The organism is Winogradskyella sp. MIT101101, from assembly GCF_047126865.1.
In the GTDB taxonomy this organism is placed as follows: Bacteria; Bacteroidota; Bacteroidia; order Flavobacteriales; family Flavobacteriaceae; genus Winogradskyella; species Winogradskyella ouciana.
Genome location: NZ_CP138982.1, coordinates 2,561,934 through 2,586,797, shown reverse-complemented (window position 1 = coordinate 2,586,797; position 24,864 = coordinate 2,561,934). Strand labels below are relative to the sequence as shown.

The following is a 24,864-nucleotide window of genomic DNA, read 5'->3' as shown; positions in this document are numbered from 1 at the left end:
TTAAAGACCTCACAGATTTAAACCTTTCCATGAGGTCTTAGGTTGCTATTAATCCAAATCATTCCCTAATAAGAATATTAAGGGTTGATCTAGGCGTTTATTCCAAGAATTCTCTGAATGGTCAGTGTCTTCAAAAAATAAGTTCTTAGAATCTTTATCTGTATAACCTTTTGCTTTTAATATCTCATCTACTCTAGGTGCATATTGTGGGTAATGCTGGTCTAGGGTTTTGTTGCCGTAATCAAAATACAACTTATGATTTCCTGCTTTTGGTAAATTAGTTTCCATATATTGAAAAATAGCATCAGGATAAGGGTTCTTTTCCATTGGCATAGCACCAACCCAATGGGTTGATAAACATGCTGCTCCACCGAAAACTTCAGGATATTCGGAAATAGCATACATTGACATTAAACCTCCCATACTTGAGCCCATAACAAAAGTCTGCTCTCTATCTGTATGAACAGGATAAGCAAAATCTATTTGTGGCTTTAATTCTTCGACTATAAATCTTAAGTAATTGTCACCATTGAGTTTTATATTCTTTTTACCAGCAATATCTGCAAGGGAATCTTTTACACTTTCATCTATATAATTAATTGCCTTCTCAGGAAACAAATCTTGCCAACGGATGTCAGGAATATTGTGGATAGCTACCACTATAAAATCCTGAACCTTTTCTCCCTCCATAAGTTTAGTTGCCCATTCATCAACTTTCCATTCTTGTTTGTTCCAAGATGTGGTACTATCAAATAACATTTGCCCATCGTGCATATAGAGGACGCTATATTTTTTATCTCTGGTGTAATCTTTCGGTAACCAAATATCTACCGGTCGTGGTGTTATATATTTAGAAGGAAAACTATCTACTCTAATTAAGGAACCTGCATAAAGCTCTACCTTGTCTAACTTTTCAAAAGTGTAGGTTTTACTTGGTACGTTAGATTCAAAAGCGGCATCAGTGGTTTTCTTATCGTTTTTACAAGACATTATCATTAATAGGACTAAAACATAAATGGTATTTTTCATCTTTATAGTTTTGTCGATAAGATTATGCTTCCTTTTTCATTCAACTTAATACTATCTCCCCAAACCATGGTCTCTCCAGTTATGACATTCTTTAATGTCTTTCCTTTTAGACCCATTTCTTCGTGATAGTTTAAATCAATTTCAATAGGTTCTTCGTTTTTATTAATGATGTGCACTACGGTTTCGTTACCATGTGTTCTGTATAAGAAATATGTTCCTTCGAGTGGTGCAAAATGTTTTGTTTCGCCTTCATGAATAGCTTTACTGTCCTTTCTGTAGTTGAGCATCTTTTTAAGGAAGTTCTGCATATCTTTTTGTTCGGCATTTAGACCTTCTCCTGTAAAAGCATTCACAGTATCACCTTGCCAACCTCCAGGAAAATCTGTTCTAATTAACCCATGATCGCCTGGATTATCAAAATCGTCCATTAAGATTTCTGTACCATAATAAATCTGAGGAATTCTTGGCAACATTAATAAGTAACTCAATGCCATTTTGGTGTTTACTACATCCCCTTTCAGTTCTGTATAGACACGGCTCTTGTCATGATTATCTAGAAATGCCATGATATCTTTTGGTGAGGTATAGGCAAAATCATTTGCTAAACCTTCGTACATTTTAACAAGACCTTTATCCCAAGATTCTTCTTCATTTAATGCATCAATAATATGTTTTTGCATCGCAAAATCCATTGATGATTTTAAGTTAGAATCGTAACCATCTTTATTTTCATGACCTTCTTGCCAATATGCTATTAAAAGCGGATTGTAACTCCACTCCTCACCAACAATACTAAAATTAGGATACTCAGTCATAATTGAACCTGCCCAATCACTCATAAATGCTTTATCTGGATATGGATAGGTATCTTGACGGATTCCGCCCAAGCCTAAAGTTTCTACCCACCAAATACTATTTTGAATGATGTAATTTGCCATAAACGGATTCCGTTGATTTAAATCTGGCATATCTGGTACAAACCAACCTTGAGACATGCCATCATTATCTATTTTTGCTGCATAAGGATCTTGATTTGTAGTTCGTCTATGATTAGACATTTTAGTTGTTTCTCTATTCCAATTATCTATATTTTCCAGATAATAATCCTGATAATTTACCCAATCCTTAAACGGCAAATCCTTCATCCACCAATGTTGTAAACCACAATGATTAGCCACTTGATCCATGATGAGTTTCATGTCCCTGTTTCTTAGCTCATCAGCTAGATTTTTATACTCATCTAAAGTTCCGAATCTTGGATCTACTTTATAAAAATCTGTCATGGCATAACCATGATAAGAGCCCCTTGGCATATCATTAATGAGTACAGGACACGGCCAAACCGCTGTAAACCCTAAATTGTCTATATAATCTAAATGCTCTGTTATACCTTGGATATCTCCACCATGTCTAGCATAACCATAGGTTCTATCTATTCCTTGTTCTAATAGACCTTCTACCTCATCATTTTCTGGGTTTGCATTTGCAAAACGGTCTGGTGTGATGAGATAAATGGCATCTGAACTATTAAAACCTATATAATCTTCAGCTGATTTTTCACGCGATTTCAACTCATAAGTTTGAACAAGCTCCTTACCATCATCTTGTTTAAAAACAATATTGAATTTACCTGCTTTTGCAGATTCCGAAATCTCTAAATCTAAAAACAGATAATTAGGACTATCTGCCTGATGAAAATTTTCTAGAGTGACACCAGAATAAGAAATCTCTGGTGTGTAACTTCCGATATTAGGATGTTTAACCAGTAATTGCAATTCAGAGTTTTTAAACCCAGTCCACCAATGTGGTGGTTCTACCCTTTCGAGATCATTTACTTCTTCGGTAAACTCTTTAGATGTTGACGGCTTTACCTCTTTTTGGGTTTGCTCCTTGCAAGAAGTCACAAAAATCAATAAGCATACTGAAACTATTTTTATTATGTTTTTCATATTCATTGTTTTTAGTGTTCTGTAACTGGAGCCTTAATTTGATTTAAACCGTTACCAACTTATTAGGTGAAATAATTACTTCGTTACCATGTACCATAATTGATAAATCTTCGTCGCCATCTAACTCAAAATGTGTTTTGCCTTGGTTTACGATGACCTTTAGTATTCTATTTCTAAAGTTCACCTTAAACGAATACCCTTCCCATTGTTCAGGGATTTTAGGCTCAAAACTTAACATATCGTTTTTAATACGCATGCCTCCAAAGCCTTCTACAATGCTCATCCAGGTACCTGCCATTGAGGTGATGTGCAAACCTTCGTGCACTTCGTGATTATAGTCATCCAAGTCTAATCGCGATGTTCTCAAATAAAACGTATAGGCCTGTTCCATTCGGTCTAACTTCGCTGCCTGAATACTATGTACACAAGGTGACAACGAGCTTTCATGTACTGTAAATGGTTCATAGAAATCGAAATGACGTTCTAGTTCTTCAGTAGAAAATTGATCTTCAAAAAAGTAAAACCCTTGAAGCGTATCTGCCTGTTTTATGTATGGTGAACGCAAAATTCTATCCCAAGACCATTTTTGGTTTATTGGCCGATGCGACTTATCTATGTCTGCTACAGTCATTAATTCTTTATCCAAGAAACCATCTTGCTGTAAATACACATTGTGTTGTTCAGAGTATGGAAAATACATGTTGTCCGCTACCTCTTGCCATTCCTTAATTTCGGCTTTAGATAGTTTAACCTTATTCATAATTCGGGTGTAATCCGTATCATATTCTGATGCCACTCGATTAATGTTTTCAACTGCATAATTGATACACCATTGGGCTATATAATTAGTGTACCAATTATTGTTTACATTGTTTTCATATTCATTTGGCCCAGTTACACCTAAGATAACATATTTGTTTTTGTCTGTTGAGAAATTTGCGCGCTGATGCCAAAAACGAGCAATACCAATAAGTACTTCTAATCCCATTTCTGGGATATAACTGTAATCTCCTGTATAACGATGGTAATTGAAAATGGCAAACGCAATGGCACCGTTTCTATGGATTTCTTCAAAGGTAATTTCCCATTCATTATGGCATTCTTCACCATTCATGGTCACCATTGGATACAACGCTGCACCGTTTGAAAACCCTAATTTTTCGGCATTTTCAATGGCTTTTTCTAAATGTTTATATCTGTAGGTCAATAAGTTTCTGGCCACCTTTTGGTCTTTTGTTGCCATATAAAAAGGAATGCAATATGCTTCGGTATCCCAATAGGTGCTTCCTCCATATTTTTCGCCAGTAAATCCTTTAGGCCCAATATTTAATCTTGCATCAGTACCGAGATAGGTTTGATTTAAGTGAAAGATATTAAATCGGATGCCTTGTTGTGCTTTTACATCTCCATTAATAGTAATGTCTGCCATATCCCAAATTTTTACCCATGCATTTTTTTGAGCTTCGAGCAATGCTGAAAATCCAGTTTTTGTGGCTTTGTTCAGAACCATTTTAGCAGCTGAAACCAATTCGTATTTATCGTGGTTTCTATCAACAGTATAACCACCGAACTTATGAATGGTGTAGGTTTGGTCTTTCTTTACATTATAACTATAACTAAACGAAGCACTGTTTGAATCTGCACTTATATTTGGCTCAATAATTACAGATTTGCCATCAATAAAAACTTGAGACTCCATAAAGGTACAGGTATAAAAATCGGTCTTCATTGTCTTGGCCTGAATGAAGGCTTGATTGTTCTCGTGACTTACATTTAAGGTATCCCAAAACTTATCATCCCAATTGGTATCTTCGTTTGTAATCCCACTATCGATATACGGTCTGTATGTTATGGTAGCGTCAGAACTCAAAGGTTTAACCGAGTAATTTATTGCACCTAATTCATCTATATCTAAACTTAAAAAACGTTTAACACTTACTTCTACTTTAACCTCATTTTGAAGCGTAGCGATAAAACTGCGAGATAGCCAACCTTCTTTCATGTTGAGCTCTCTTTTAAAATTTTCAATCTTTTTACATATATGAAGATCTAAGGCCTCATCATTAATAAAAACATTAATACCTATCCAGTTTGGTGCATTAAGTACTTTTGCAAAATATTCTGGGTAACCGTTTTTTCCACCAACCTACTCTGGTTTTATCTGGATAATAAACACCCGCAATATAACTTCCTTGAAATGTTGGCCCTGAATATTGCTCTTCAAAATTAGCGCGTTGTCCCATGGCACCATTTCCGATACTGAATATACTTTCTGACGCCTTTACGTTATTTGGATCGAATCCCTCTTCTAAGATTGACCAATCATTTGGTATGATATAATCTAAATTCATTTATCTTAATCTTAGTACCATATTCTAATGGCACTGTATGTTTTAATTTTCAATTAGTGAGTTTATAAACTCATTTGAGATTTCTGTGAAATCCTTAAATATATATTTGGCATGGCCAAGAACGTCTTCACTTCCAATACCAATCGACACCATGTTGGCAGCATTGGCAGCCTCGACTCCAGCAACAGAATCTTCAAAAACTATACAATGCTCTGGCTTTACATTTAATAGTTTTGCGGCTATTAAAAAAACCTCAGGATCTGGTTTCGCTTTGCTTACATCATTACCATCTACGATAGCATCAAAATGTTTTTTTAGATTTACACGCTCTAAAATGGTTCTGGCATTTTTGCTTGCTGAGCCTAATGAGATAGGTTGCTCTTTATCTTTTAATAAATTCAATATTTTTGGAACACCTGGAAGTATTTCATCTTCGTCCATTTTGGAAATATGACTTAAATAATCTGTGTTTTTTGCAGACATTAATTCCATGAATTTATCTTCGGAAATGGTTTTATTTCCCCAAGACAAAATCTTTTCTAATGATCTTACCCGACTTACACCTTTTAGTTGCTCATTTTCTTCTTCAGTGAAATCTATACCTAAGCTATTAGCTAATTTCTTCCAAGCCAAAAAGTGATATTTAGCGGTGTCAACTATCACACCATCAAGATCAAATATGAATCCTTTTTTATTCATTTTAAAGTTTTACGATTGAGGTTGGTAAGAAATTGCTGCTTTATCTGTAATTAAAAAATTACTTAAGCCTGCGATTACTAAACTCAGTCCTGCGATAATCATAGCATTAATAGCATCATCTCCCAAAAGGCCTGAAATGAAATTTATACCGCCAAGTGCAGCAATGATCTGAGGGATAACAATAAACATATTGAAAATACCCATAAACATTCCCATTTTTTTAGGGTCAACCGAACTTGAAAGCATAGCGTAAGGCATGGACAAAATACTTCCCCAAGCAATACCTATTAACACAAAACAATATTTTAGTTGTTCTGGTGAAACCACCGTCATTAATAAGAAGCCTGCACCTCCTATAATTAGTGATATCATGTGAACGTATTTTCGGTTAATATTTCGTTTTGAAGTGTAAAACACAAATAACAAAGCAAAAGCCATTGATGACAAACCGTAAACACCCATGGCAGAACCCACTAAATTTGAAGATTTTTGAAACGCAGTATTCTCAATATCGTAAGCTTTTTGACCCTCAACAGTAGTCATATCAAAATTTGCTTCAATAGGTGCTGGCATTTTATAAACATGCTCTGTTAAGGCAGGGTTTGCCATACTCCACATAGTAAAAAAAGCAAACCAGCTAAAGAACTGAATTACGCCTAGTTTCTTCATGGTGGAAGGCATATTCCCGATATTATTTATAATATCCGAAACAAAACTGCTTTTCTGCGCCTTCTCTCTTTCAAACTCTTCCATATCCTCTGGAGGATATTCTGTCGTTGTAAATACGGTATAAAGAATACTGATTAAGAACACGAATGCTCCGATAGCGAATGCTATTTTCACTGAATCTGGCACAACACCTAAAGCTGCAGAGTCACTGACTCCCATTTTCGACACTAACCAAGGCAAATTACTTGCCACCCAGGTTCCGATTCCAATAATTAGAGTTTGCATTACAAAGCCATAAGTTCTTTGAGATTCATCTAACTTATCTGCTACTAGAGCCCTAAAAGGCTCCATAGAAATATTAATCGATGCATCTAAAATCCAAAGAAAACCCGCGGCTACCCATAATGCTGGAGAATAAGGCACAAAAAATAATGCGATAGAACTCAAAACTGCACCAATAAGAAAGTATGGTCGCCGTCGTCCAAATCGGTGGTGCCAGGTTCTGTCACTCATGTAACCAATAATTGGCTGTACAAGTAATCCTGTTAAAGGAGCAGCAATCCACAACAATGGGATATCATGCTTATCTGCACCGAGCGTTTGAAATATTCGTGACATAAATCCGCCTTGCAAGGCAAATCCAAATTGGATTCCTAAGAAACCGAAACTCATGTTCCAGATTTCCCAAAATCCGAGAATGCGCTTTTTCATGAAATAGTATGTTTAAATTAATACTATTCTGACAAGCTGTGCTTATCAAAACTTATGTGTAGAAGTGAAAATATAAGTTTTGATTTCGTGGTAAAGATATAAAAGTTTTTAAAATGGCAATGTTAAATTTCTATTTGGTGGATTCGCGTTCTATCAATTCCGTAGCGATGACAACCGTTTGAAACTCTTCTTCCTTCTCATCATCAAACTCGTTTTCTAACTTATCGATTAACAGATTTGCTGCAGTCTCTCCCATCTGTTGTGCATGCTGACTTACCGTAGTTAAGCTTGGTGTGGCATGTTTTGACAAAACACCATCGGTAAAACCAATAACCTGAATATCATTTGGTATATCCAAGCCTAATTTCCTAGCGACTTTCATTGCCGATAAAGCATACAATTCATTAACTGCAAACACACCATCAATCTTTTTATTTGATTTAAAAAGTTGTTCAATTTCTAACTCTAACGCGTCCAAATGGACTTCGTAATCTAATGTGTCGTCAATTTTGAGGATAAGCTCCGCCTTTGGAGTCATTTTATGTTCATGCAAAGCCTCTAAATAGCCCTGAGTACGTAACTTACCAACACTTACATAATCTTTGGTTGTAATCAGAGCAATAGATTTACATCCATTGGTTATCAGTTTTTCTACTGCATTTTTCGAGCCCTTATAATCATCTACAATAACTTTATCGCATTTAATATCTGCAATTACACGGTCAAACATAACAATAGGCATACCCTGGCTCATAGTTTCATTAAAATGATGATAATCTTGTTGCTGCAATGTTTCTTTTGAAATTGACAAAATAAAGCCATCAATACTACCATTGGCAAGCATTTCCATATTTATGACCTCTTTAGAGAACGATTCATTTGAAAGGCCAACAATAACATTATAACCTCTGTTGTTGGCTACAGTCTCAACTCCACTAATGACCTTAGAGAAAAAGTGATGAACAATTTCTGGAATAATAATTCCAATGGTATTGGTTTTTCTATTTTTAAGACTTAAGGCAATATTGTTGGGTCTGTAGTTGTACAATTTCGCAAAAGCTTGGACTTTTTGCTTCGTATCATCACTAATTTCTACACTATTACGCAGTGCCTTTGATACGGTTGAAATGGAGACATCTAGTTCTTTAGCAATTTGCTTAAGGGTTATTTTTCGTTTCATGTATTATAAACTAACTAAGGGATCTTTAAAACGAATATACACCAAAAATAGTTTTACAGCTTTTCGGGACTTGGTAATTTTAACAGCTCTCAATTGAAAATATCTCATTTTTTTATTATTTTACTCTCACTATCAATAATTTCAGAAAAGTTTTTAACACGAAAACGTTTGCGTTAGGTCTCGCTTGCCTTTTAACACTTAAATCACATTAATTTTACATAGATTTAACCCAAGAAGTGAAAATATAAATCAATTAACTAAGCAATTAACTTAAAAACATTGTATGAAAACATTCTTAAATGCTTTAATAATCTGTTTAATTATGATACCAGCTACTCTGATGGCACAATCAACTGTCAGTGGTACAGTAACAGACAAAGCAAACGCTATGCCTTTACCAGGTGTAAATATTCTGGTAAAAGGGACTTCGAGAGGAACATCGACCGATTTCGATGGAAAATACACAATTGAAGTCAACCAAGGAGAAACTATTGTGATTTCTTATGTTGGTTACAAGTCGCAAGAAATAGTCTTTAACGGACAAGCTACCGTTGATGTAGTTTTGGAAGAAGACGCAGCTCAATTAGATGAAGTAGTACTTATCGGTTATGGTTCTACAACGAAACAAGACGCCACAGGTGCTGTAGAAAAAGTAGGCGATGAAGAATTTAACCGTGGAGCCATTGTAGCGCCACAGCAACTTATTGCTGGTAAAGCTGCAGGTGTTAGAATTACATCTGGTGGAGGTGCTGCTGGTGAAGGTGGTGAAATTAGAATTCGTGGTGGTGCATCCTTAGGATCTAATTTTGGTGCAACCAACGATCCATTAATTGTAATTGACGGGCTTCCAATTGATCAACGTGGTGGTGCGCAAGGAAGTAGAAATGCTTTAAACGCTATTAACCCAGCTGACATTGAAGATTTTGTGGTACTTAAAGATGCCTCTGCTACTGCCATTTATGGTTCTAGAGCATCTAACGGTGTTATACTAATTACTACGAAAAAAGGAAGTGCAAATCAGCCTTTTAAAGTTGAGTATGGTTTACAGGCATCAACGAGAAGTGTTACTAACACTGTAGATGTTTTAAACGCTGAGCAATACATGCAAGTAGTTACGGATAACGGAGGTGATACCTCATCGTTTGGTGGTGCCAACACAAATTGGCAAGATGAAATTTTTACAACTGGTATTGGAGCAATTCATAATATTACAGTTTCTAAAGGATACGAAAGATTTAACTTTAGAGTAAATTTAAACCATGTATCTCAAGAAGGGCCACTCGATGATTTATACGAAAGAAACGGCATCAACACGTCGTTTGTTCACCGTTTTCTGGATAATGATCTAAAATTGACTTTAGTTGCTAAAGGAATTCAAGATGAATACGCTTATGCAAATGAAGGTGCAATAGGTGCTGCAATATCTTTTGACCCTACGCAACCTGTATTTGATGAAAACGGTAACTACACACAATATGGTACTAGTGCAAATCTAGCACCTGCCAACCCTGTGTTTTTATTAGATAACAACAATTACAACAATAGACAAACTATAAAGCGAGTTATTTCAAACTTTAATGTTGATTATAAGTTTTGGTTCTTAAGAGACTTAAGGTTAAATGTCAATGCTGGTATAGATTACGCTGAAAATGATGGTTACGTTTTCTCAGCTGCTAATCCAAATAACTCAGGTGGAGTACCAACAAATGAAGTATCTTCTGGTCTTAACAGAAATACATCATTAGATTTCTATTTAAATTACAAGAAAGATGTTGAGTCTATTGATACTAAATTAGATATTACAGCAGGTCACGCTTTCCAAGAATTTTATATCAAAAGTTTTGTAGATAGAGTATCCGCTACAACACTTACTGATACTGATATTAATAGAAATGCACTTGAGTCTTATTTTGCAAGAGCAAGTTTTGATATTGCAGACAAGTACTTAATATCTGCAAGTTATAGACGTGATGGTTCTTCGAGATTTAGTGAAGATAATCGTTGGGGTTCTTTCCCAGGTGTCTCTGTGGGTTGGAAGATGACGAACGAAAGTTTTATGGACAACTCTTTCTTCTCTAACTTAAAACTTAGAGCTGGTTGGGGTGTTACTGGTCAGCAAGAAATTGGGCAGAATTATGGCTATTTAGGTATTTATACACCTTCACGTAACAACGCTGCCAATATTCAATTTGGTACGTTACCAAATGGTGATCCTATTTTCTTCCAAACTTTAAGACCAGAAGGTTTTGATGAAGAACTTAAATGGGAGGAAACCACACAATATAATGTAGCTTTAGACTTCGGTCTTTTTAACAATAGACTTACAGGTACTATTGATGCTTATTATAGAGAAACTGAAGATTTATTATCTCGTGTTCCTGTACCAGCTGGTGCTAACCTTACTGATTTACTGATTACTAACGTCGGTGAAGCCACAAGTAGAGGTATAGAATTAAGCCTTAATGGTATTATCTCACAAACCGAAAACTTTGGATGGGATACTAATTTTAACTTAACATTTCAGGATGTAGAAATTACTAAGTTAAGTTTAAGTGATGACCCTAACTTTACGTTACCAACTGGAGGTATTTCTGGTGGTGTAGGTAACAATATTCAAATTTTAAGACCTGGTTATGATCCAACTACGTTCTTTGTATTTAGACAAGTTTATGATGATAATGGAAACCCAATCGCTGGTTCTTACGTAGATGTTAATGGAGATAACCAAATTACTGAAGCAGACAGACAAGCTTATAAAAAGGCTACACCAGATGCTTTTATAGGTTTCACTAATAACTTTAGATATAAGAACTTGGACTTGAATTTTACATTCAGAGGAAGTTTTGGAAACTATGTGTATAACAATGTAGCCTCAGATAGAGGTAATACTAATGCCATTGTAAACCAACCTGGTTACCAAGCAAATGGACACGCTAGTTTATTAAATACTGGATTTACTAATCAAGAGTTGTTTTCAGATTTATACATTCAGCGTGCTGATTTTGTAAGATTGGATAACATCTCTCTTGGTTACACAATCCCTTTCTCAAAAATGACATTAAGAACTTCCTTAACGGCTACAAACGTTTTTGTAATCACTGAATATGATGGCTTAGATCCTGAAATTAGTAATGGTATAGAAAACAACTTCTATCCAAGAACTAGAGATATTGTACTAGGCTTAAACTTTACATTTTAAAAAAAATGAAAAATAAATATATAAACAACAAAGCTATGATGTTAAGAACAATTAAAAGTATCTTCTTGGTCTTTGCTATTGCACTTTTTGTGCAATCTTGTGCAGACCGATTAGATTTACAACCAGAAGACGAACGTCTTACTGGCGATGCTGCGTTTGAAGACCCTAATGCTTACAAAGAATTTTTAGCTAAAATTTATGCTGGAATCTCTTTGAGCGGTCAGGAAGGTCCTGCAGGCGCACCAGATTTAGCCGGTTTAGACGAAGGGTTTTCCAATTATCTAAGATTGTATTGGAAAATGCAAGAACTCACAACTGATGAAGCGCTTATTGCGTGGAATGACGGTACAATTCAAGATTTACACGGTCAAGTTTGGACCTCTGGTAACGAATTTATCAGAACCATGTACAGTAGACTAATGTACCAAGTTGCATTATGTAATGAATTTTTACGACAAACTACGGATAGTAAATTAGATGGTAGAGGTGTCTCTTCAGAATTGAGAGCTGACATTCAGACCTTTAGATCAGAAGTTCGTTTTATGCGTGCGCTCACCTATTGGCATGCCATGGATTTATTTGCAAATCCGCCATTTGTAACTGAGGACGATCCTATTGGAGCATTTCTTCCACCACAAATACAAAGAGCTGATTTATTTGATTTCATTGAGTCTGAATTATTGGCAATCACAGATAATATGGCTGCTCCTAGAAGCAATGAATATGGTAGAGCTGATAGAGCTGCTGCTTGGATGTTATTGGCTAAGATTTATTTAAATGCTGAAGTATATACTGGTACACCAAGATATGCAGACGTAATTACTTATACTAATAATATTATTGGTGCAGGATACTCCATTCCAGACATCCCTTATTTCCATTCTTTCTTAGCAGACAACGATTCTAATGGTGCACAAGACGAAGTTATCTTTACAATTCCTTTTGATGGTCAGAGAACACAGGCCTTTGGAGGTATGACATTTTTAACACATGCCCCAGTTGGTGGATCTATGGATCCTTCGGATTTTGGAATCAATGGTGGTTGGTTTGGCATTAGAACTACACCAACATTTGTTGAGCAATTCCCTGGTGAAGAAAATTCAGCAGACGGACGTGAGTTACTTTATACAGATGGGCAGTCCAAAGACATTATGTCTGTGGCTACATTTACTGATGGTTTTGCCGTTGCTAAATACCGAAATGTAGATGTGAACGGAAACCCAGGATCGGATACTACAGGAGACCATACGGATATTGACTTCCCAATGTTTAGATTGGCAGATGCATATTTAATGTATGCAGAAGCTTTCTTAAGAGGCGGCGGCGGTAGTGCCAGTACCGCTGTTGGTTATATTAATCAACTTAGAGAACGTGCCTATGGCGACACAAGTGGAAACATATCTGAAGCTGATTTAACCTTGGATTTCATTATAGACGAGCGCTCTAGAGAATTATACTGGGAAGCTCATAGAAGAACTGATTTAATAAGATTCGATCAATTCTCAGATAATGGCGTTTGGCAATGGAAAGGTGGAGTACAATCTGGTACTACAACAGAATCCTTTAGAGATTTAATGCCATTACCTGCAACAGACTTAGGTATAAATACCAACTTAGAACAAAACCCAGGATACTAATTAACACTAAAAAATAACATGAAAAAATTATCAATTTTAGGCCTTTTCATCTTAGCCTTAATAAGTTTTAATAGTTGTGAAACTGAAGATGACGTTGTTTTCACAACACAAGAACCAGAAGGGTTTGTGTTTACAAATTCTACTTTAGATAACTATGTACTTGCTGCTGCAACTTCAAGTAATCTTGGTGAAAGATTCACTTGGGCCAGCGCAGATTTTGGTGCACCAACAAATGTTACTTACGAACTACAAAGTTCAGTAAGTGGAGATTTTACAGATGCCACTGTTGTTTCATCAACCACGTCTAACGAAATAGCAATGACTATTGGACAAATGATGAGTGTTGCTATGGAAGCTGGTTTAGACGCTGATCCAGATAGTCCAGAGCCAAATACTGGATCATTTTCTGTGAGATTAAGAGCATATCCAGGTGATACTGGTAGTGGAACAGAAGCATTTTCAAATGTTATGGTATTAAATGTAGAATTATTAGAGAGCACTGGAACAGGTGGTGGCGGAATTATGCCAGCATCTTGGGGTGTTGTTGGTTCTGGTTATAATGACTGGGGCGGAGCAGGACCTGACGGTCAATTCTATACTACAAGTACTGCCGATGTCTTTGTAGCTTACGTAACACTTATTGATGGTGAGATTAAGTTTAGAGAAAATAACGAATGGGTAAATGATTTTGGTGACGACGGTGCTGATGGTACTCTTGATGCAGGTGGTGCAAACATCGCTGTAACTGCTGGAACGTATAAAATCACTTTAGATATTGCTGCTGGCACTTACATGATGGAAGATTTCTCTTGGGGAGTTGTTGGCTCTGGTTATAATGATTGGGGTGGAGCGGGTCCTGATGGAAAGTTCTACTACGACTATACTACTGATACCTTTAAAGTTGGCATTAGATTGGTAGATGGTGAAATTAAATTCAGACAAAACAACGAATGGGTTACTGACTTTGGTGATACTGGTTTAGATGGTACATTAGATGGCGGAGGAGATAACATCCCTGTAAGTGCAGGACATTACCAAATAACTTTAAACTTTAACGATGGAACCTATACAATTGAATCAACTGATGTTTGGGGAGTTGTTGGTTCTGGTTATAATGATTGGGGTGGAGCTGGTCCAGATTTCGCTTTAACTCAAATACAACCAGATGTTTACTACGGAGACATTGCTACTCTTGTTGATGGTGAAGTTAAATTCAGAGCTAATAACGATTGGGCTTCTGACTATGGCGATACTGGTGCTGATGGAACTATAGATGCTGGTGGTGATAATATTGCTGTAACTGCTGGATTATACAGAGTTAGATTGGATGTTGCTAATGGCACTTACCAACTTAATAAAATTCAATAATTTAGGGTACAACCCTTAAACCTAAAAGGGCTGATTTTTCAGCCCTTTTTTTAAAAACAAAAACTTCTATGAAAAAGTTCTACTTATCAATTTTATGCTTTGGCTTTTCATTACTTATGTTTAGTCAAGTGACTATTACACCCAACCCATTTGAAATTGATGAAAGCATAACCATAACTCTAGACATCAACAGTACAGCTACTGACTGCGATGGTTTTACTAGCCCAAACAAAGTGTATATGCACTCTGGTGTAGGTGATAGCGATAATGCTTTTAATATTAGTGTTGTTGGAAATTGGGGACAAGATGATGGTGTTGGCCAAATGACAAGCCAAGGGAGTGGTATATACTCTATAACCTTAGTGCCAGAAACCTATTACGGTCTAACCGCAACCCAAGCCGCGAACGCTGTTTTAATGGGAATGGTATTTAGAAATGAAGATGGTTCGCAAGAGTTTAAAGCTAGTGGCTGTAATGACTTTATTTTTGAGATTGGGACATTTCAGGTTAGTTTAACTTCTCCTAGCGATGATACAACTATCATTAATTCTGGTGATGACTTAGCTATTTCTGCAACTAATATTGGCGGAAATGCAAGTTACACACTAAGCGCAAATGGATCTGTTATTGACACGGATGGCTCAACTAATAGCTACTCTTACACTGTTACTAATATTACAGAAAACACAAATTATGAGTTGGTTGCTGTTTTAGATGGTACTACAATTACAAAAGAGTTTAGTGTTCTCATTGACCCAGGATCAAATATTGGCATCATGCCAACCAATTATCAAGATGGTATTACATATATTGACGACAATACGGCAGTACTAGTTTTATATGCTACTGGGAAAGATTTTGTGTATTTGGCAGGAAGTTTTAATAACTGGCAACCAGATTCTAATTATGCCATGAAAAAAGATGTAACCAGAAACAATAAATTCTGGATAGAACTTACAGGATTAACGCCGGGCCAAGTAGAAACCTATCAATATTGGGTAGCAGATAAAACACCAACTGCAAATTCTCCGTCTTTAGTTAAGGTAGCGGATCCTTATTCTACTTTAGTTTTATCTCCGTTTGATGATCCTTTTATTCCTAGCTCAACATATCCTAACTTACCAGCATATCCTGCAGGTCAAGAGCGTGAGGTCACTGTGCTTCAAACTGGTCAGACAGCTTATAATTGGCAGGTTACAAATTTTGAAAAACCAAAGAAGGAAGATTTAATTATATATGAAGTTTTGGTTAGGGATTTTGATGCTGATAGAAACTATCAAGATCTTATAGATAGAATCGACTATTTCAAAAACCTTAATATCAATGCTATTCACTTAATGCCAGTTATGGAGTTTGAAGGTAATGAAAGTTGGGGCTATAACACTTCATTTCATATGGCTTTGGATAAGTTTTATGGTACAGAAGAAAAGTTTAAAGAATTTATTGATGTTTGTCATCAAAATGGAATCGCAGTAATACTGGATATCGCATTAAACCACGCCTTTGGAAGAAGCCCTATGGTGAGAATGTGGATGAACGACCCTGATGGAGATGGTTGGGGAGATCCAAGTAGTGACAACCCTTATTTTAATGAAATTGCTCAACATAGTTATAGTGTAGGTAGTGATTATGATCACTCAAACCCTAGAACAAAAGATTACGTTAAACGTGTAGTAAAACACTGGATTGAAGAATTCAATATTGACGGATTCCGTTGGGATTTAACCAAAGGGTTTACCCAAAATTGTGAAAATAATGAAGGCTGCACCAATAGTTATCAGCAAGATCGTGTCGATGTACTTAAAGAGTATGCTGATTATTCTTGGTCTTTAGATGATGACCACTATGTAATTTTTGAGCATTTAGGAAGCGAAAATGAAGAAAAAGAATGGGCGAATTACAGGTTCGACGAAGGTAAAGGTGTTATGATGTGGGGAAAAATGACTGATCCTTATAATGAGTTGACCATGGGACAAAATGGAAACAAAAACATTAATGGTATTGGTCATAACTCTAGAGCTTCTTTTAACGGACCAAGAGTTCTAGGTTACCCAGAAAGCCATGACGAAGAGCGCTTAATGTATAAAAATTTAGCATTTGGTAACACCAGTAATGCAAGTCATAATGTACAGGATTTAAATACGGCCATTTCTAGAATGTCTGCTATGGCTGCCGTTTCGGTAATGGTGCCTGGTCCTAAAATGATATGGCATTTTGGTGAGCTCGGTATGGAAAATTCGATTTTCACCTGTAATAATGGTACCGTTAATTTACCTGGCGGAGGTGATGGAGATTGTAAATTAGACACGAAGCCACAACCACAATGGACCAATAATTGGTTAGCTGATGCTGTTAGAGGTGCAGTTTATGATGATTGGTCTAAACTTCATAAATTAAAAACAGATGAGCCTGTTTTTGAAGGAGATTACACCATGACTTCTGGCGATTTTACACCAAGAATAGACATTTTTGATAATGCCATACCAACAACGGAATTAAAGAACGTTATTATTCTAGCTAACTTTGATGTGGTATCACAAACGGTAAATACTAATTTCCCTGCAGGTGTCACTTCAACATGGTACGATCTTATGGATCCAACAGGAAATACCACAGTTGCTAACTCAACAACTTCTATTACTATTCCTGCTGGCCAGTTTAGAATTTTGGGTAATAAACCATCAAATGTATTGAGTGTTGAAGATGAATCACTATTTGGTTTTACTATTTACCCTAACCCATCTCGTACTTCATTTAGTATCAACACCAATGTTTCAGGCGTTGAGATCTATGATTTATCAGGAAAAATGATAAAGTCCTATAAAGGTGATTTTACAAGAACAGATTCATTTGATATTTCTTCTTTAAATACAGGAATGTATATCGTTAAAGTAGAAAATGACAACAAACAAACTATGACAACCAAGTTAGTCAAGCTCTAATTATTAAGTGTTATTTGAGCAAAAAGAGCTTCTCGATGAGAAGCTCTTTTTTATTTAAATATTTTAATGTTCCTGTTATTCCTTTGTCTATCGCAAAAAACGTTCAATATCTAATTTTATTTCTGAAACTTATTTTTCAAAAACATAGTTGCTTTTAAGACAAAGTCTTCCGTACGCTTATTATTTCTACCTTCTATTTTATCTATTGTAGATAACGAATAAGGAAGTGTTTGCCATATGGTTGGGTTAATATTCATATTTTTTATTGTTTTTTTATTTAAATATTCAATTAGAATTATCTATAATTCCTGGGACAAATATCATAAGAAAACATCGGTATATTCACCACTCGCTTAACGAGTTCATATAGTATTTTACCCCATTACAAAACCGAATTATTATATGTGGTTAATTTAGAATTGAAAGGTGGTAAAAAAGCAAATATTTTGAAATCTAAAGTTTCAGGGGGGGGAAAGACCCTTCAATAATTTGAAGAGTCTTCTTGTACAGGCGGCGAGATTTACTTTGACTGCTCTCAGCATAAACTTCTCGTCTCGCTCATTAAATTAAAGTCTATTCAAACAAAAAAGCTCCAGTTTAAAACTGAAGCTTAATCTTTGTACAGGCGGCGAGACTCGAACTCGCACACCTCGCGGCACTAGATCCTAAGTCTAGCGTATATTGCACCAAAGAAACGTAAAAACACTCATTTTCAATGATTTATATGTTTTTACATTTTCTTTAAAGTCATTTAATATCAGTTGATTTCAGCATTTGTTGTACCTATGTTGTACCTAAAAAGCCCAATAAATTCGTATCTTTATAGAAAGTGTACAACAAAAATTGAGCAAAAAAACGCAATGTTGTACCTATGTTGTACCTGATTTGGCTTTCGTACTCAAAACAGGTCAATTATGTCATCAAATGCAAAAATAGTTCTACGCAAAAAACCTAACACCAAGGGACAATATCCGTTGGCTATTCGAATTACAAAAAACCGTCGTTCCACCTATCAATATGTAGGTCATTATATTGATATAGAGGAATGGGACGAAAAAAATATTCGAGTAAAAAAATCAAATCCAAATGCCGATAGTCTAAACAAGTTATTATCACAGCAACTTTCCGATGCCAATAAGGCACTTATTGATTTACAGTCCGAATATAAAGATGCTTCAGCAAACCAGATTAAAAAAGAAATTTATGCCTCAGGGAATTCCTCAACTTTCTTTGAATTGGCAGAAGAACATCTGGACGAACTGGAAGTTGCAGAAAAGTTAAACCGTCTATCTACGGACAGCGCATTGATTAGTTATATTGTAAAATATCACAAATCTAAACAGCTTTCATTTCAAGAAATTGATGAACGATTTCTTAAAAAATTGATGATATACCTCAAGGTTAAGCACCACCTTGCTGAGACTTCAATAATGAATATACTTGTCCTAATCCGCTTATTATTCAACAGAGCTATAAAGCTAAAAATAGTCAGTAGGGAACTATATCCTTTCGGTGGTGACAAAATTAAAATCAAGTTTCCTGAGACTACAAAAATAGGGTTGAATATTATTGAGGTAAGAGCTATTGAAGCTTTAGATAATCTAATCTACAATGAAATTCATACAAGAAATGTTTGGCTATTTAGCTTCAATTTTGCAGGAATGCGGGTTACTGATGTACTCTGGACAAAGTGGTCAGACATATACGACAATAGGCTTCATTATAGAATGAATAAAAACTCAAAACTACTGTCCTTAAAAATTCCAGATAAGGTTCTAAGTATTTTAGATTTCTACAGAGATGATAAAAAACACGCTACCGATTTTGTTTTTCCTGAATTGAAAAAGGCCAATCTGGATGATGCAAAAGACATTTATAATAAAAGAAAAACGGCAACCAAAAAATTTAACGATAACTTAAAATCCATTGCCAAAAAAGCAAAAATAGACAAGAAGATTACAATGCACATTGCCAGACATACTTTTGGCAATATTGCCGGTGATTCTATTCATCCTTTAATGTTACAAAAACTATATAGGCATAGTGACTTGAAAACTACACTGAATTATCAGGCAAATTTTATCCATAAAGAAGCAGATGATGCTTTAGATAGCGTTGTTAACTTTTGAATTGACATACTGAAGAACAATCTTTGCACAACCTGTGCATCGATTAATTTGTATATTTGTAAAACTTTATGAAAATAATATTTTCCATATTAATGTCTATTTTACTCTTTTTTCAGGGAATCAGTATTGATATGGACTTATGTGGACCAATCAAAGAAATTTCAAACTTAATTTCACATTATCAAAATCATAAAGTTTATGGCGACTCTTTCTTTGAATATATAGTAGAAGATTACATCGAAAACGACACAAAAAGCGAAGGACATCATAATAATTCAGACAAGGAGAATATACCTGCCCATTCTCATCATCAATGTTGTCATCCTGTAGTGTTTATAGCAAACACCGCAACAGCTCAAATCAATCGATTTAAGTTTGAAGATAAAGAGCAGTTTAATTCATATACTGTCAACTTCAATTCCATATATCTGGAATCCCTTTTTCAACCCCCTCAAGTATAATTCAGTTTTTTTAAGGATAGCTATATCCTAACGTGATGTTTCTCAAAGTAGGCATTGCTTTATAAATACGTTGCATCTATTCGCACCGTAAGTTTTAAACTGAATTAATACATTTTCTATGATTAACAAAATCATTTCATTTTCCATTAATAATAAATTTATTATTGGACTCTTTATAGTGGCACTCGTTGGTACAGGTATTTGGTCTATGGCCACAATAAATTTGGGTTCTGTCCCAGATATTACCAACAACCAAGTACAAGTTATTACCGTTGCCCCAAATTTAGGTACTGAAGATATTGAACAATTTGTTACCTATCCGGTAGAATTGGCAATGGCCAATCTTCCTGACGTTATCGAGCTGCGTTCAGTATCCCGCTTTGGGCTGTCCGTGGTTACCATTGTTTTTAAGGACGAGGCAGGCACTTATCTTCCCCGGCAATTGGTACAAGAGAAATTAACCGAAGTTGCTGGAGAAATCCCCGAAGGCTTCGGCACGCCATTTATGGCACCCATAACAACAGGTCTGGGCGAAATCTACCAATACACCTTAAAATTAAAAGAGGGCTACGAAGATAAGTACGATGCAATGGAGCTTCGTACCATCCAAGATTGGATTGTAAAACGCCAAATGGCTTTAGTGCCAGGAGTCGTCGAGGTCAATGCCTTTGGAGGTTATGTAAAACAATACGAAGTTGCCATAAATCCTGATAAACTAAAAAGTTTTGGTATTACAATGAATCAGGTTTTTGAAGCCCTTAAAGCAAACAATGCCAATACTGGTGGTGCTTACATTGAAAAAAACCACCAAGCAAATTTCATTCGTGGAGAAGGTTTGGCACGTAGCATTGAAGATTTGGAAAATACAGTTGTTACCACACAAAACGGTAGTCCTGTTTTGATACGTGATGTAGCTGAAAAAGTAGGCTATGGTAATCAAGTGCGTTATGGCGCATTTACCCAAGATGGACACGAAACTGTTGGTGGACAAATTTTAATGCTGAAAGGCGAAAGCCCAGGCAACGTAGTCGAAAATGTGGAGAAGCGCATTGTAGAAATACAAAAATCCCTACCCGAAGGCGTTTACATAGATACATTTTTAAGCCGAAGTGAACTCATTGGAAGAACCACAAGCACTGTTGAGAAAAACCTCATTGAAGGGTCTCTAATTGTAATATTCGTACTTGTTCTTTTATTGGGAAGTCTTCGTGGTGGTTTGATTACCGCATCGGTAATTCCATTATCCCTCTTGTTCGCATTTATTTTGATGAAACAATTTGGGGTCTGGGCAAACCTAATGTCACTTGGGGCCATAGACTTTGGTATCATCGTTGACGGTGCAGTAATCATTGTAGAAGGAATGGTTTTTCATATTCATCAACGGATGAAAAAATCAACTAAAGTCATTGAACAGGCTGAAATGGATGAGATTGCCTATGAATCTGCAAGCACTATGATGAATTCAGCATTTTTTGGACAGTTGATTATTCTTATCGTCTTTACACCTATTTTATTCTTAACTGGTGTAGAAGGAAAAATGTTCCGTCCAATGGCGTTTACTTTTGGATTTGCCGTTTTAGGAGCGATTATCCTTTGTCTCACTTACGTCCCAATGATTTCAGCAATGTTTCTTAAACCTACTAAAAATCAGAATAGTTGGTTTGCCAAATTTGAAAATAAGATTGACAGGTTTAGTGATAAAATAATGTCTGGCTTAAACAGAGCGTATGTACCATTGCTCAATTTTGCACTTCGTTTTCGGGCTGGTGTGGTTATAGGCGCGGTTACCCTACTATTGATAGCAGGATTTATTTTCAGCAATATGGGTGGCGAATTCATACCTAAATTTGATGAGGGCGATATTGCTTTTCAAGCGTTGATAAAACCGGGGAGCAGTCTTACAGAATCCATTGAAGCTTCAAAAAAACTTCAAAATCTAATCAATGAATTTCCAGAAGTAAAAACGGTAGTTTCAAGGATTGGTGTGGCCGAAATACCAACAGACCCAATGCCTATGGACATTGCCGATAGTTACATTATTCTTGAAAAAGATAAGAGTAAATGGACTTCCGCAGATAGCAAAGAGGAACTCATAGAAAAAATCCAGGAAAAAATTTCAGTCGTTCCTGGCGTAAATTTCGTGTTTACCCAACCTGTAGAACTTCGTTTTAATGAATTGCTTACAGGTGTGCGTGAGGACGTGGCAATTAAATTGTATGGCGAGGATTTAGAAGTGTTGGCCGACAAGGTACAGGAAATCGCAGCGGTCATCAGAACCGTTCCTGGAGCGGCTGACCTCAATGTGGAAGCTACAAGCGGTTTACCTCAAATGACGGTGGAATATAACCGTGCGAAAATGGCCCAATATGGTGTAACCGTTGACAAGCTGAACGATTATGTGAGTGCTTCATTTGCAGGCGAACAGGCAAGTGTGATTTTTGAGGGCGAAAAACGGTTCGATGTGGTCATACGATTGGCAAAGGAATTTAGACAAGACATCAACAGCCTTAAAAATCTTTATATCGATTTGCCAAACGGAGCGCAAGTGCCTTTAAAGGAAGTGGCAGATATCAGCTACAAACCCGGGCCAATGCAGATTTCAAGGGACAATACCTCTCGTCGTATTTCGGTAGGGGTCAATGTCCGTGGGCGCGATGTAAAATCGATGGTCGAGGAAATTCAACAAAAATTGGAAACGGACGTGAAATTGCCACCGGGTTATTTTGTAACCTACGGAGGTTCGTTTGAAAACCTTCAACGTGCTTCAGACCGATTGATGATTGTAGTGCCTATTGCACTTTTCTTAATATTCATATTGCTCTATTTTGCCTTGAGTTCGTTCTCGCAATCCCTAATGATTTATATGGCAGTGCCATTGGCGGCTATTGGTGGCGTGTTTGCTCTTTGGATAAGGGGAATGCCTTTTAGTATTTCCGCAGGTGTTGGTTTTATCGTGCTCTTTGGCGTTGCGGTATTGAACGGACTGGTACTGATAAATAAATTTAATGAACTAAAAGAAAGTGGAATGACAGACTTAAAAAAACGAATATACGAAGCCACCCACGAACGCTTACGTCCCATTTTACTTACGGCAACCGCGGCCATTATGGGCTTTATCCCAATGGCGGTTTCTACCTCTGGTGGTGCAGAAGTACAACGACCATTGGCGACAGTAGTAATTGGTGGACTCATAACGGCTACCTTTTTGACATTAGTCGTTGTTCCAGTCCTGTATTATTGGCTGGAAGCTCGCAAAGAACGTAAAGGCAATGGTGGCGATACAAGTTACGTCAAGAAAAGTGCAACCGTGGTTGTGGTATTATTGAGTTTAGGAGGTTTCTTATCCCCAACTTCTGCAAATGCACAGGACGGCCAAATGAGCCAAGTGCTTACTTTGGAAGAAGCCATCGCTTTGGCCAAGGAAAATTATCCTTCCCTTAAAGAGAGCCAAGCCTTTATTGAACGTGAACAGGCGATGAAGGGTACCAGCTTCGATTTGGGAAATACACAGGTATTTACAGGAAAGGAAGAATTTGGTAATGACCTTCCCGGTGTACAAACTACCATAGGTGTACAGCAAGGAAATATTGATTTACTTTCAGGTTTTTCAAAATCAAAATTCTATAAGGAACGTGTTAAATTGGGCGAAACATTTTACGCGGTCAACGAACAGCAATTGATTCGCAATGTGATGCAGGCTTATGACCGCATCAATTACAACAAGGCGCAATTGCGTTTTGCGGAACAGTTGGACAGTGTTTATGCTAACTTTAGGACGGCTGCAGAATTGCGTTACGATACAGGAGAAACGGGCAAATTGGAATTTATTGCCGCCTCTTCAGAATATCAGCAGATTCAAGTCTTAAGGCAGCAGGCCTATGATGATATAGAAATCGCAAAAAGGGCATTGAAACAATATTTGGGCATTGACCAAGAAATAGAAACTGTGAATTTGGACTATGAACCGATGGATTTTTTGTCCAATTTAGATTCGGCTTCCACAGCCAATAATCCTTTGCTTCAATATGCTATGCAAAATGCAGAAGTAAGCAAAGCCAATGTCGGTGTGGAAAAAGCACAGTTCCTACCCAAGTTCAACCTAACCTACGGAAGACAGATTGTGGATGATGTATCGGGTTTCAATACCTATCAAGCAGGCATTAGCATACCGCTTTGGTTCTTTCCACAGAAAGCAAGGGTAAAGGCTGCCAAAGCAGATGCATTGGTTGCTGAGAACCAATACCTCGAACAAAAGGCAGTGACCGAAAGTAGGGTGTCGCAGCTCATAAAATCACTGGAAAAGACCCAAAAAACTCTTGATTACTATCAGGAAGGTGCATTGCTTTTGGCCGAGCAGCAAATTACTACGGCAGAACTGGCATCTAAAGAAGGTGAAATAGATTATGTGAACTATATCACTATTCTCAACAGTGCCATCAGGATAAAACAAAACCATTTACAGTTTATAAATCAATATAACCAGCAGTCCATTGAGCTGCAATATCAATTGGGTAACCTATAATTTAAAAAAGAATAAGAA

General features: G+C 36.5%; 15 protein-coding genes. 7 read left to right on the top strand and 8 right to left on the bottom strand.

Annotation, left to right across the window (positions count from 1 at the left end; translation table 11 throughout):
* Nucleotides 1–48: 48 nt before the first annotated feature.
* The 7 genes from SIB89_RS11640 to SIB89_RS11610 all read right to left on the bottom strand — a co-directional run bounded on the left by SIB89_RS11640 (nt 49) and on the right by SIB89_RS11610 (nt 8,588).
* On the bottom strand, nt 49–1,029 hold the full coding sequence (locus SIB89_RS11640; protein ID WP_273291774.1) for an alpha/beta hydrolase: 981 nt from the start codon (nt 1,027–1,029) through the stop codon (nt 49–51).
* A gap of 2 nt (nt 1,030–1,031) precedes the next feature.
* Nucleotides 1,032–2,978, bottom strand: coding sequence for a glycoside hydrolase family 13 protein (locus tag SIB89_RS11635; protein WP_273291776.1), 1,947 nt, complete (start codon nt 2,976–2,978; stop codon nt 1,032–1,034).
* Nucleotides 2,979–3,021: 43 nt separating this feature from the next.
* Nucleotides 3,022–5,058: a family 65 glycosyl hydrolase domain-containing protein gene (locus tag SIB89_RS11630; protein ID WP_412561909.1), complete on the bottom strand. Its 2,037-nt coding sequence runs from the start codon at nt 5,056–5,058 to the stop codon at nt 3,022–3,024.
* Nucleotides 5,059–5,077: 19 nt separating this feature from the next.
* On the bottom strand, nt 5,078–5,329 hold the full coding sequence (locus SIB89_RS11625; protein ID WP_412559906.1) for a hypothetical protein: 252 nt from the start codon (nt 5,327–5,329) through the stop codon (nt 5,078–5,080).
* A 42-nt stretch (nt 5,330–5,371) separates the two neighbouring features.
* Complete coding sequence (gene pgmB, locus SIB89_RS11620; RefSeq protein ID WP_273291780.1) at nt 5,372–6,028, bottom strand: beta-phosphoglucomutase; 657 nt, start codon at nt 6,026–6,028, stop codon at nt 5,372–5,374.
* A 9-nt stretch (nt 6,029–6,037) separates the two neighbouring features.
* Nucleotides 6,038–7,408, bottom strand: coding sequence for an MFS transporter (locus SIB89_RS11615; RefSeq protein WP_273291782.1), 1,371 nt, complete (start codon nt 7,406–7,408; stop codon nt 6,038–6,040).
* Nucleotides 7,409–7,538: 130 nt separating this feature from the next.
* On the bottom strand, nt 7,539–8,588 hold the full coding sequence (locus SIB89_RS11610; protein ID WP_412559905.1) for a LacI family DNA-binding transcriptional regulator: 1,050 nt from the start codon (nt 8,586–8,588) through the stop codon (nt 7,539–7,541).
* Between the two features lie 283 nt (nt 8,589–8,871).
* Here SIB89_RS11610 and SIB89_RS11605 point away from each other — a divergent pair, with 283 nt between their 5' ends.
* The 4 genes from SIB89_RS11605 (at nt 8,872) to SIB89_RS11590 (ending at nt 17,734) form a co-directional block, all read left to right on the top strand.
* A complete protein-coding gene (locus SIB89_RS11605) occupies nt 8,872–11,787 on the top strand; it encodes a SusC/RagA family TonB-linked outer membrane protein (RefSeq protein WP_412559904.1) in 2,916 nt (971 codons plus the stop codon).
* A gap of 38 nt (nt 11,788–11,825) precedes the next feature.
* A complete protein-coding gene (locus SIB89_RS11600) occupies nt 11,826–13,424 on the top strand; it encodes a RagB/SusD family nutrient uptake outer membrane protein (protein ID WP_412561908.1) in 1,599 nt (532 codons plus the stop codon).
* 18 nt (nt 13,425–13,442) lie between these two features.
* The gene (locus SIB89_RS11595; RefSeq protein WP_412559903.1) at nt 13,443–14,792 is read left to right on the top strand and encodes a SusE domain-containing protein; all 1,350 of its coding nucleotides are present in this window, start codon (nt 13,443–13,445) and stop codon (nt 14,790–14,792) included.
* A 68-nt stretch (nt 14,793–14,860) separates the two neighbouring features.
* Complete coding sequence (locus SIB89_RS11590; RefSeq protein ID WP_412559902.1) at nt 14,861–17,734, top strand: alpha-amylase family glycosyl hydrolase; 2,874 nt, start codon at nt 14,861–14,863, stop codon at nt 17,732–17,734.
* Nucleotides 17,735–17,850: 116 nt separating this feature from the next.
* Here SIB89_RS11590 and SIB89_RS11585 read toward each other — a convergent pair whose 3' ends face one another.
* Complete coding sequence (locus SIB89_RS11585) at nt 17,851–17,991, bottom strand: hypothetical protein (RefSeq protein WP_412559901.1); 141 nt, start codon at nt 17,989–17,991, stop codon at nt 17,851–17,853.
* 657 nt (nt 17,992–18,648) lie between these two features.
* Between SIB89_RS11585 and SIB89_RS11580 the strand changes: the two genes are divergently transcribed.
* The 3 genes from SIB89_RS11580 (at nt 18,649) to SIB89_RS11570 (ending at nt 24,846) form a co-directional block, all read left to right on the top strand.
* Entirely contained in the window at nt 18,649–19,863 is a 1,215-nt protein-coding gene (locus SIB89_RS11580; RefSeq protein ID WP_412559900.1) for a phage integrase SAM-like domain-containing protein, read from the top strand.
* 92 nt (nt 19,864–19,955) lie between these two features.
* Nucleotides 19,956–20,324, top strand: coding sequence for a hypothetical protein (locus tag SIB89_RS11575; RefSeq protein WP_412559899.1), 369 nt, complete (start codon nt 19,956–19,958; stop codon nt 20,322–20,324).
* A 118-nt stretch (nt 20,325–20,442) separates the two neighbouring features.
* The gene (locus tag SIB89_RS11570; protein WP_412559898.1) at nt 20,443–24,846 is read left to right on the top strand and encodes a CusA/CzcA family heavy metal efflux RND transporter; all 4,404 of its coding nucleotides are present in this window, start codon (nt 20,443–20,445) and stop codon (nt 24,844–24,846) included.
* The last annotated feature ends 18 nt before the right edge of the window (nt 24,847–24,864 follow it).

Coding starts and splice junctions, on each gene's coding strand:
- SIB89_RS11640 (WP_273291774.1), bottom strand. CDS start 1,029: ATGAAAAATACCATTTATGTTTTAGTCCTATTAATGATAATGTCTTGT.
- SIB89_RS11635 (WP_273291776.1), bottom strand. CDS start 2,978: ATGAAAAACATAATAAAAATAGTTTCAGTATGCTTATTGATTTTTGTG.
- SIB89_RS11625 (WP_412559906.1), bottom strand. CDS start 5,329: ATGAATTTAGATTATATCATACCAAATGATTGGTCAATCTTAGAAGAG.
- pgmB (WP_273291780.1), bottom strand. CDS start 6,028: ATGAATAAAAAAGGATTCATATTTGATCTTGATGGTGTGATAGTTGAC.
- SIB89_RS11615 (WP_273291782.1), bottom strand. CDS start 7,408: ATGAAAAAGCGCATTCTCGGATTTTGGGAAATCTGGAACATGAGTTTC.
- SIB89_RS11610 (WP_412559905.1), bottom strand. CDS start 8,588: ATGAAACGAAAAATAACCCTTAAGCAAATTGCTAAAGAACTAGATGTC.
- SIB89_RS11605 (WP_412559904.1), top strand. CDS start 8,872: ATGAAAACATTCTTAAATGCTTTAATAATCTGTTTAATTATGATACCA.
- SIB89_RS11600 (WP_412561908.1), top strand. CDS start 11,826: ATGTTAAGAACAATTAAAAGTATCTTCTTGGTCTTTGCTATTGCACTT.
- SIB89_RS11595 (WP_412559903.1), top strand. CDS start 13,443: ATGAAAAAATTATCAATTTTAGGCCTTTTCATCTTAGCCTTAATAAGT.
- SIB89_RS11590 (WP_412559902.1), top strand. CDS start 14,861: ATGAAAAAGTTCTACTTATCAATTTTATGCTTTGGCTTTTCATTACTT.
- SIB89_RS11585 (WP_412559901.1), bottom strand. CDS start 17,991: ATGAATATTAACCCAACCATATGGCAAACACTTCCTTATTCGTTATCT.
- SIB89_RS11580 (WP_412559900.1), top strand. CDS start 18,649: ATGTCATCAAATGCAAAAATAGTTCTACGCAAAAAACCTAACACCAAG.
- SIB89_RS11575 (WP_412559899.1), top strand. CDS start 19,956: ATGTCTATTTTACTCTTTTTTCAGGGAATCAGTATTGATATGGACTTA.
- SIB89_RS11570 (WP_412559898.1), top strand. CDS start 20,443: ATGATTAACAAAATCATTTCATTTTCCATTAATAATAAATTTATTATT.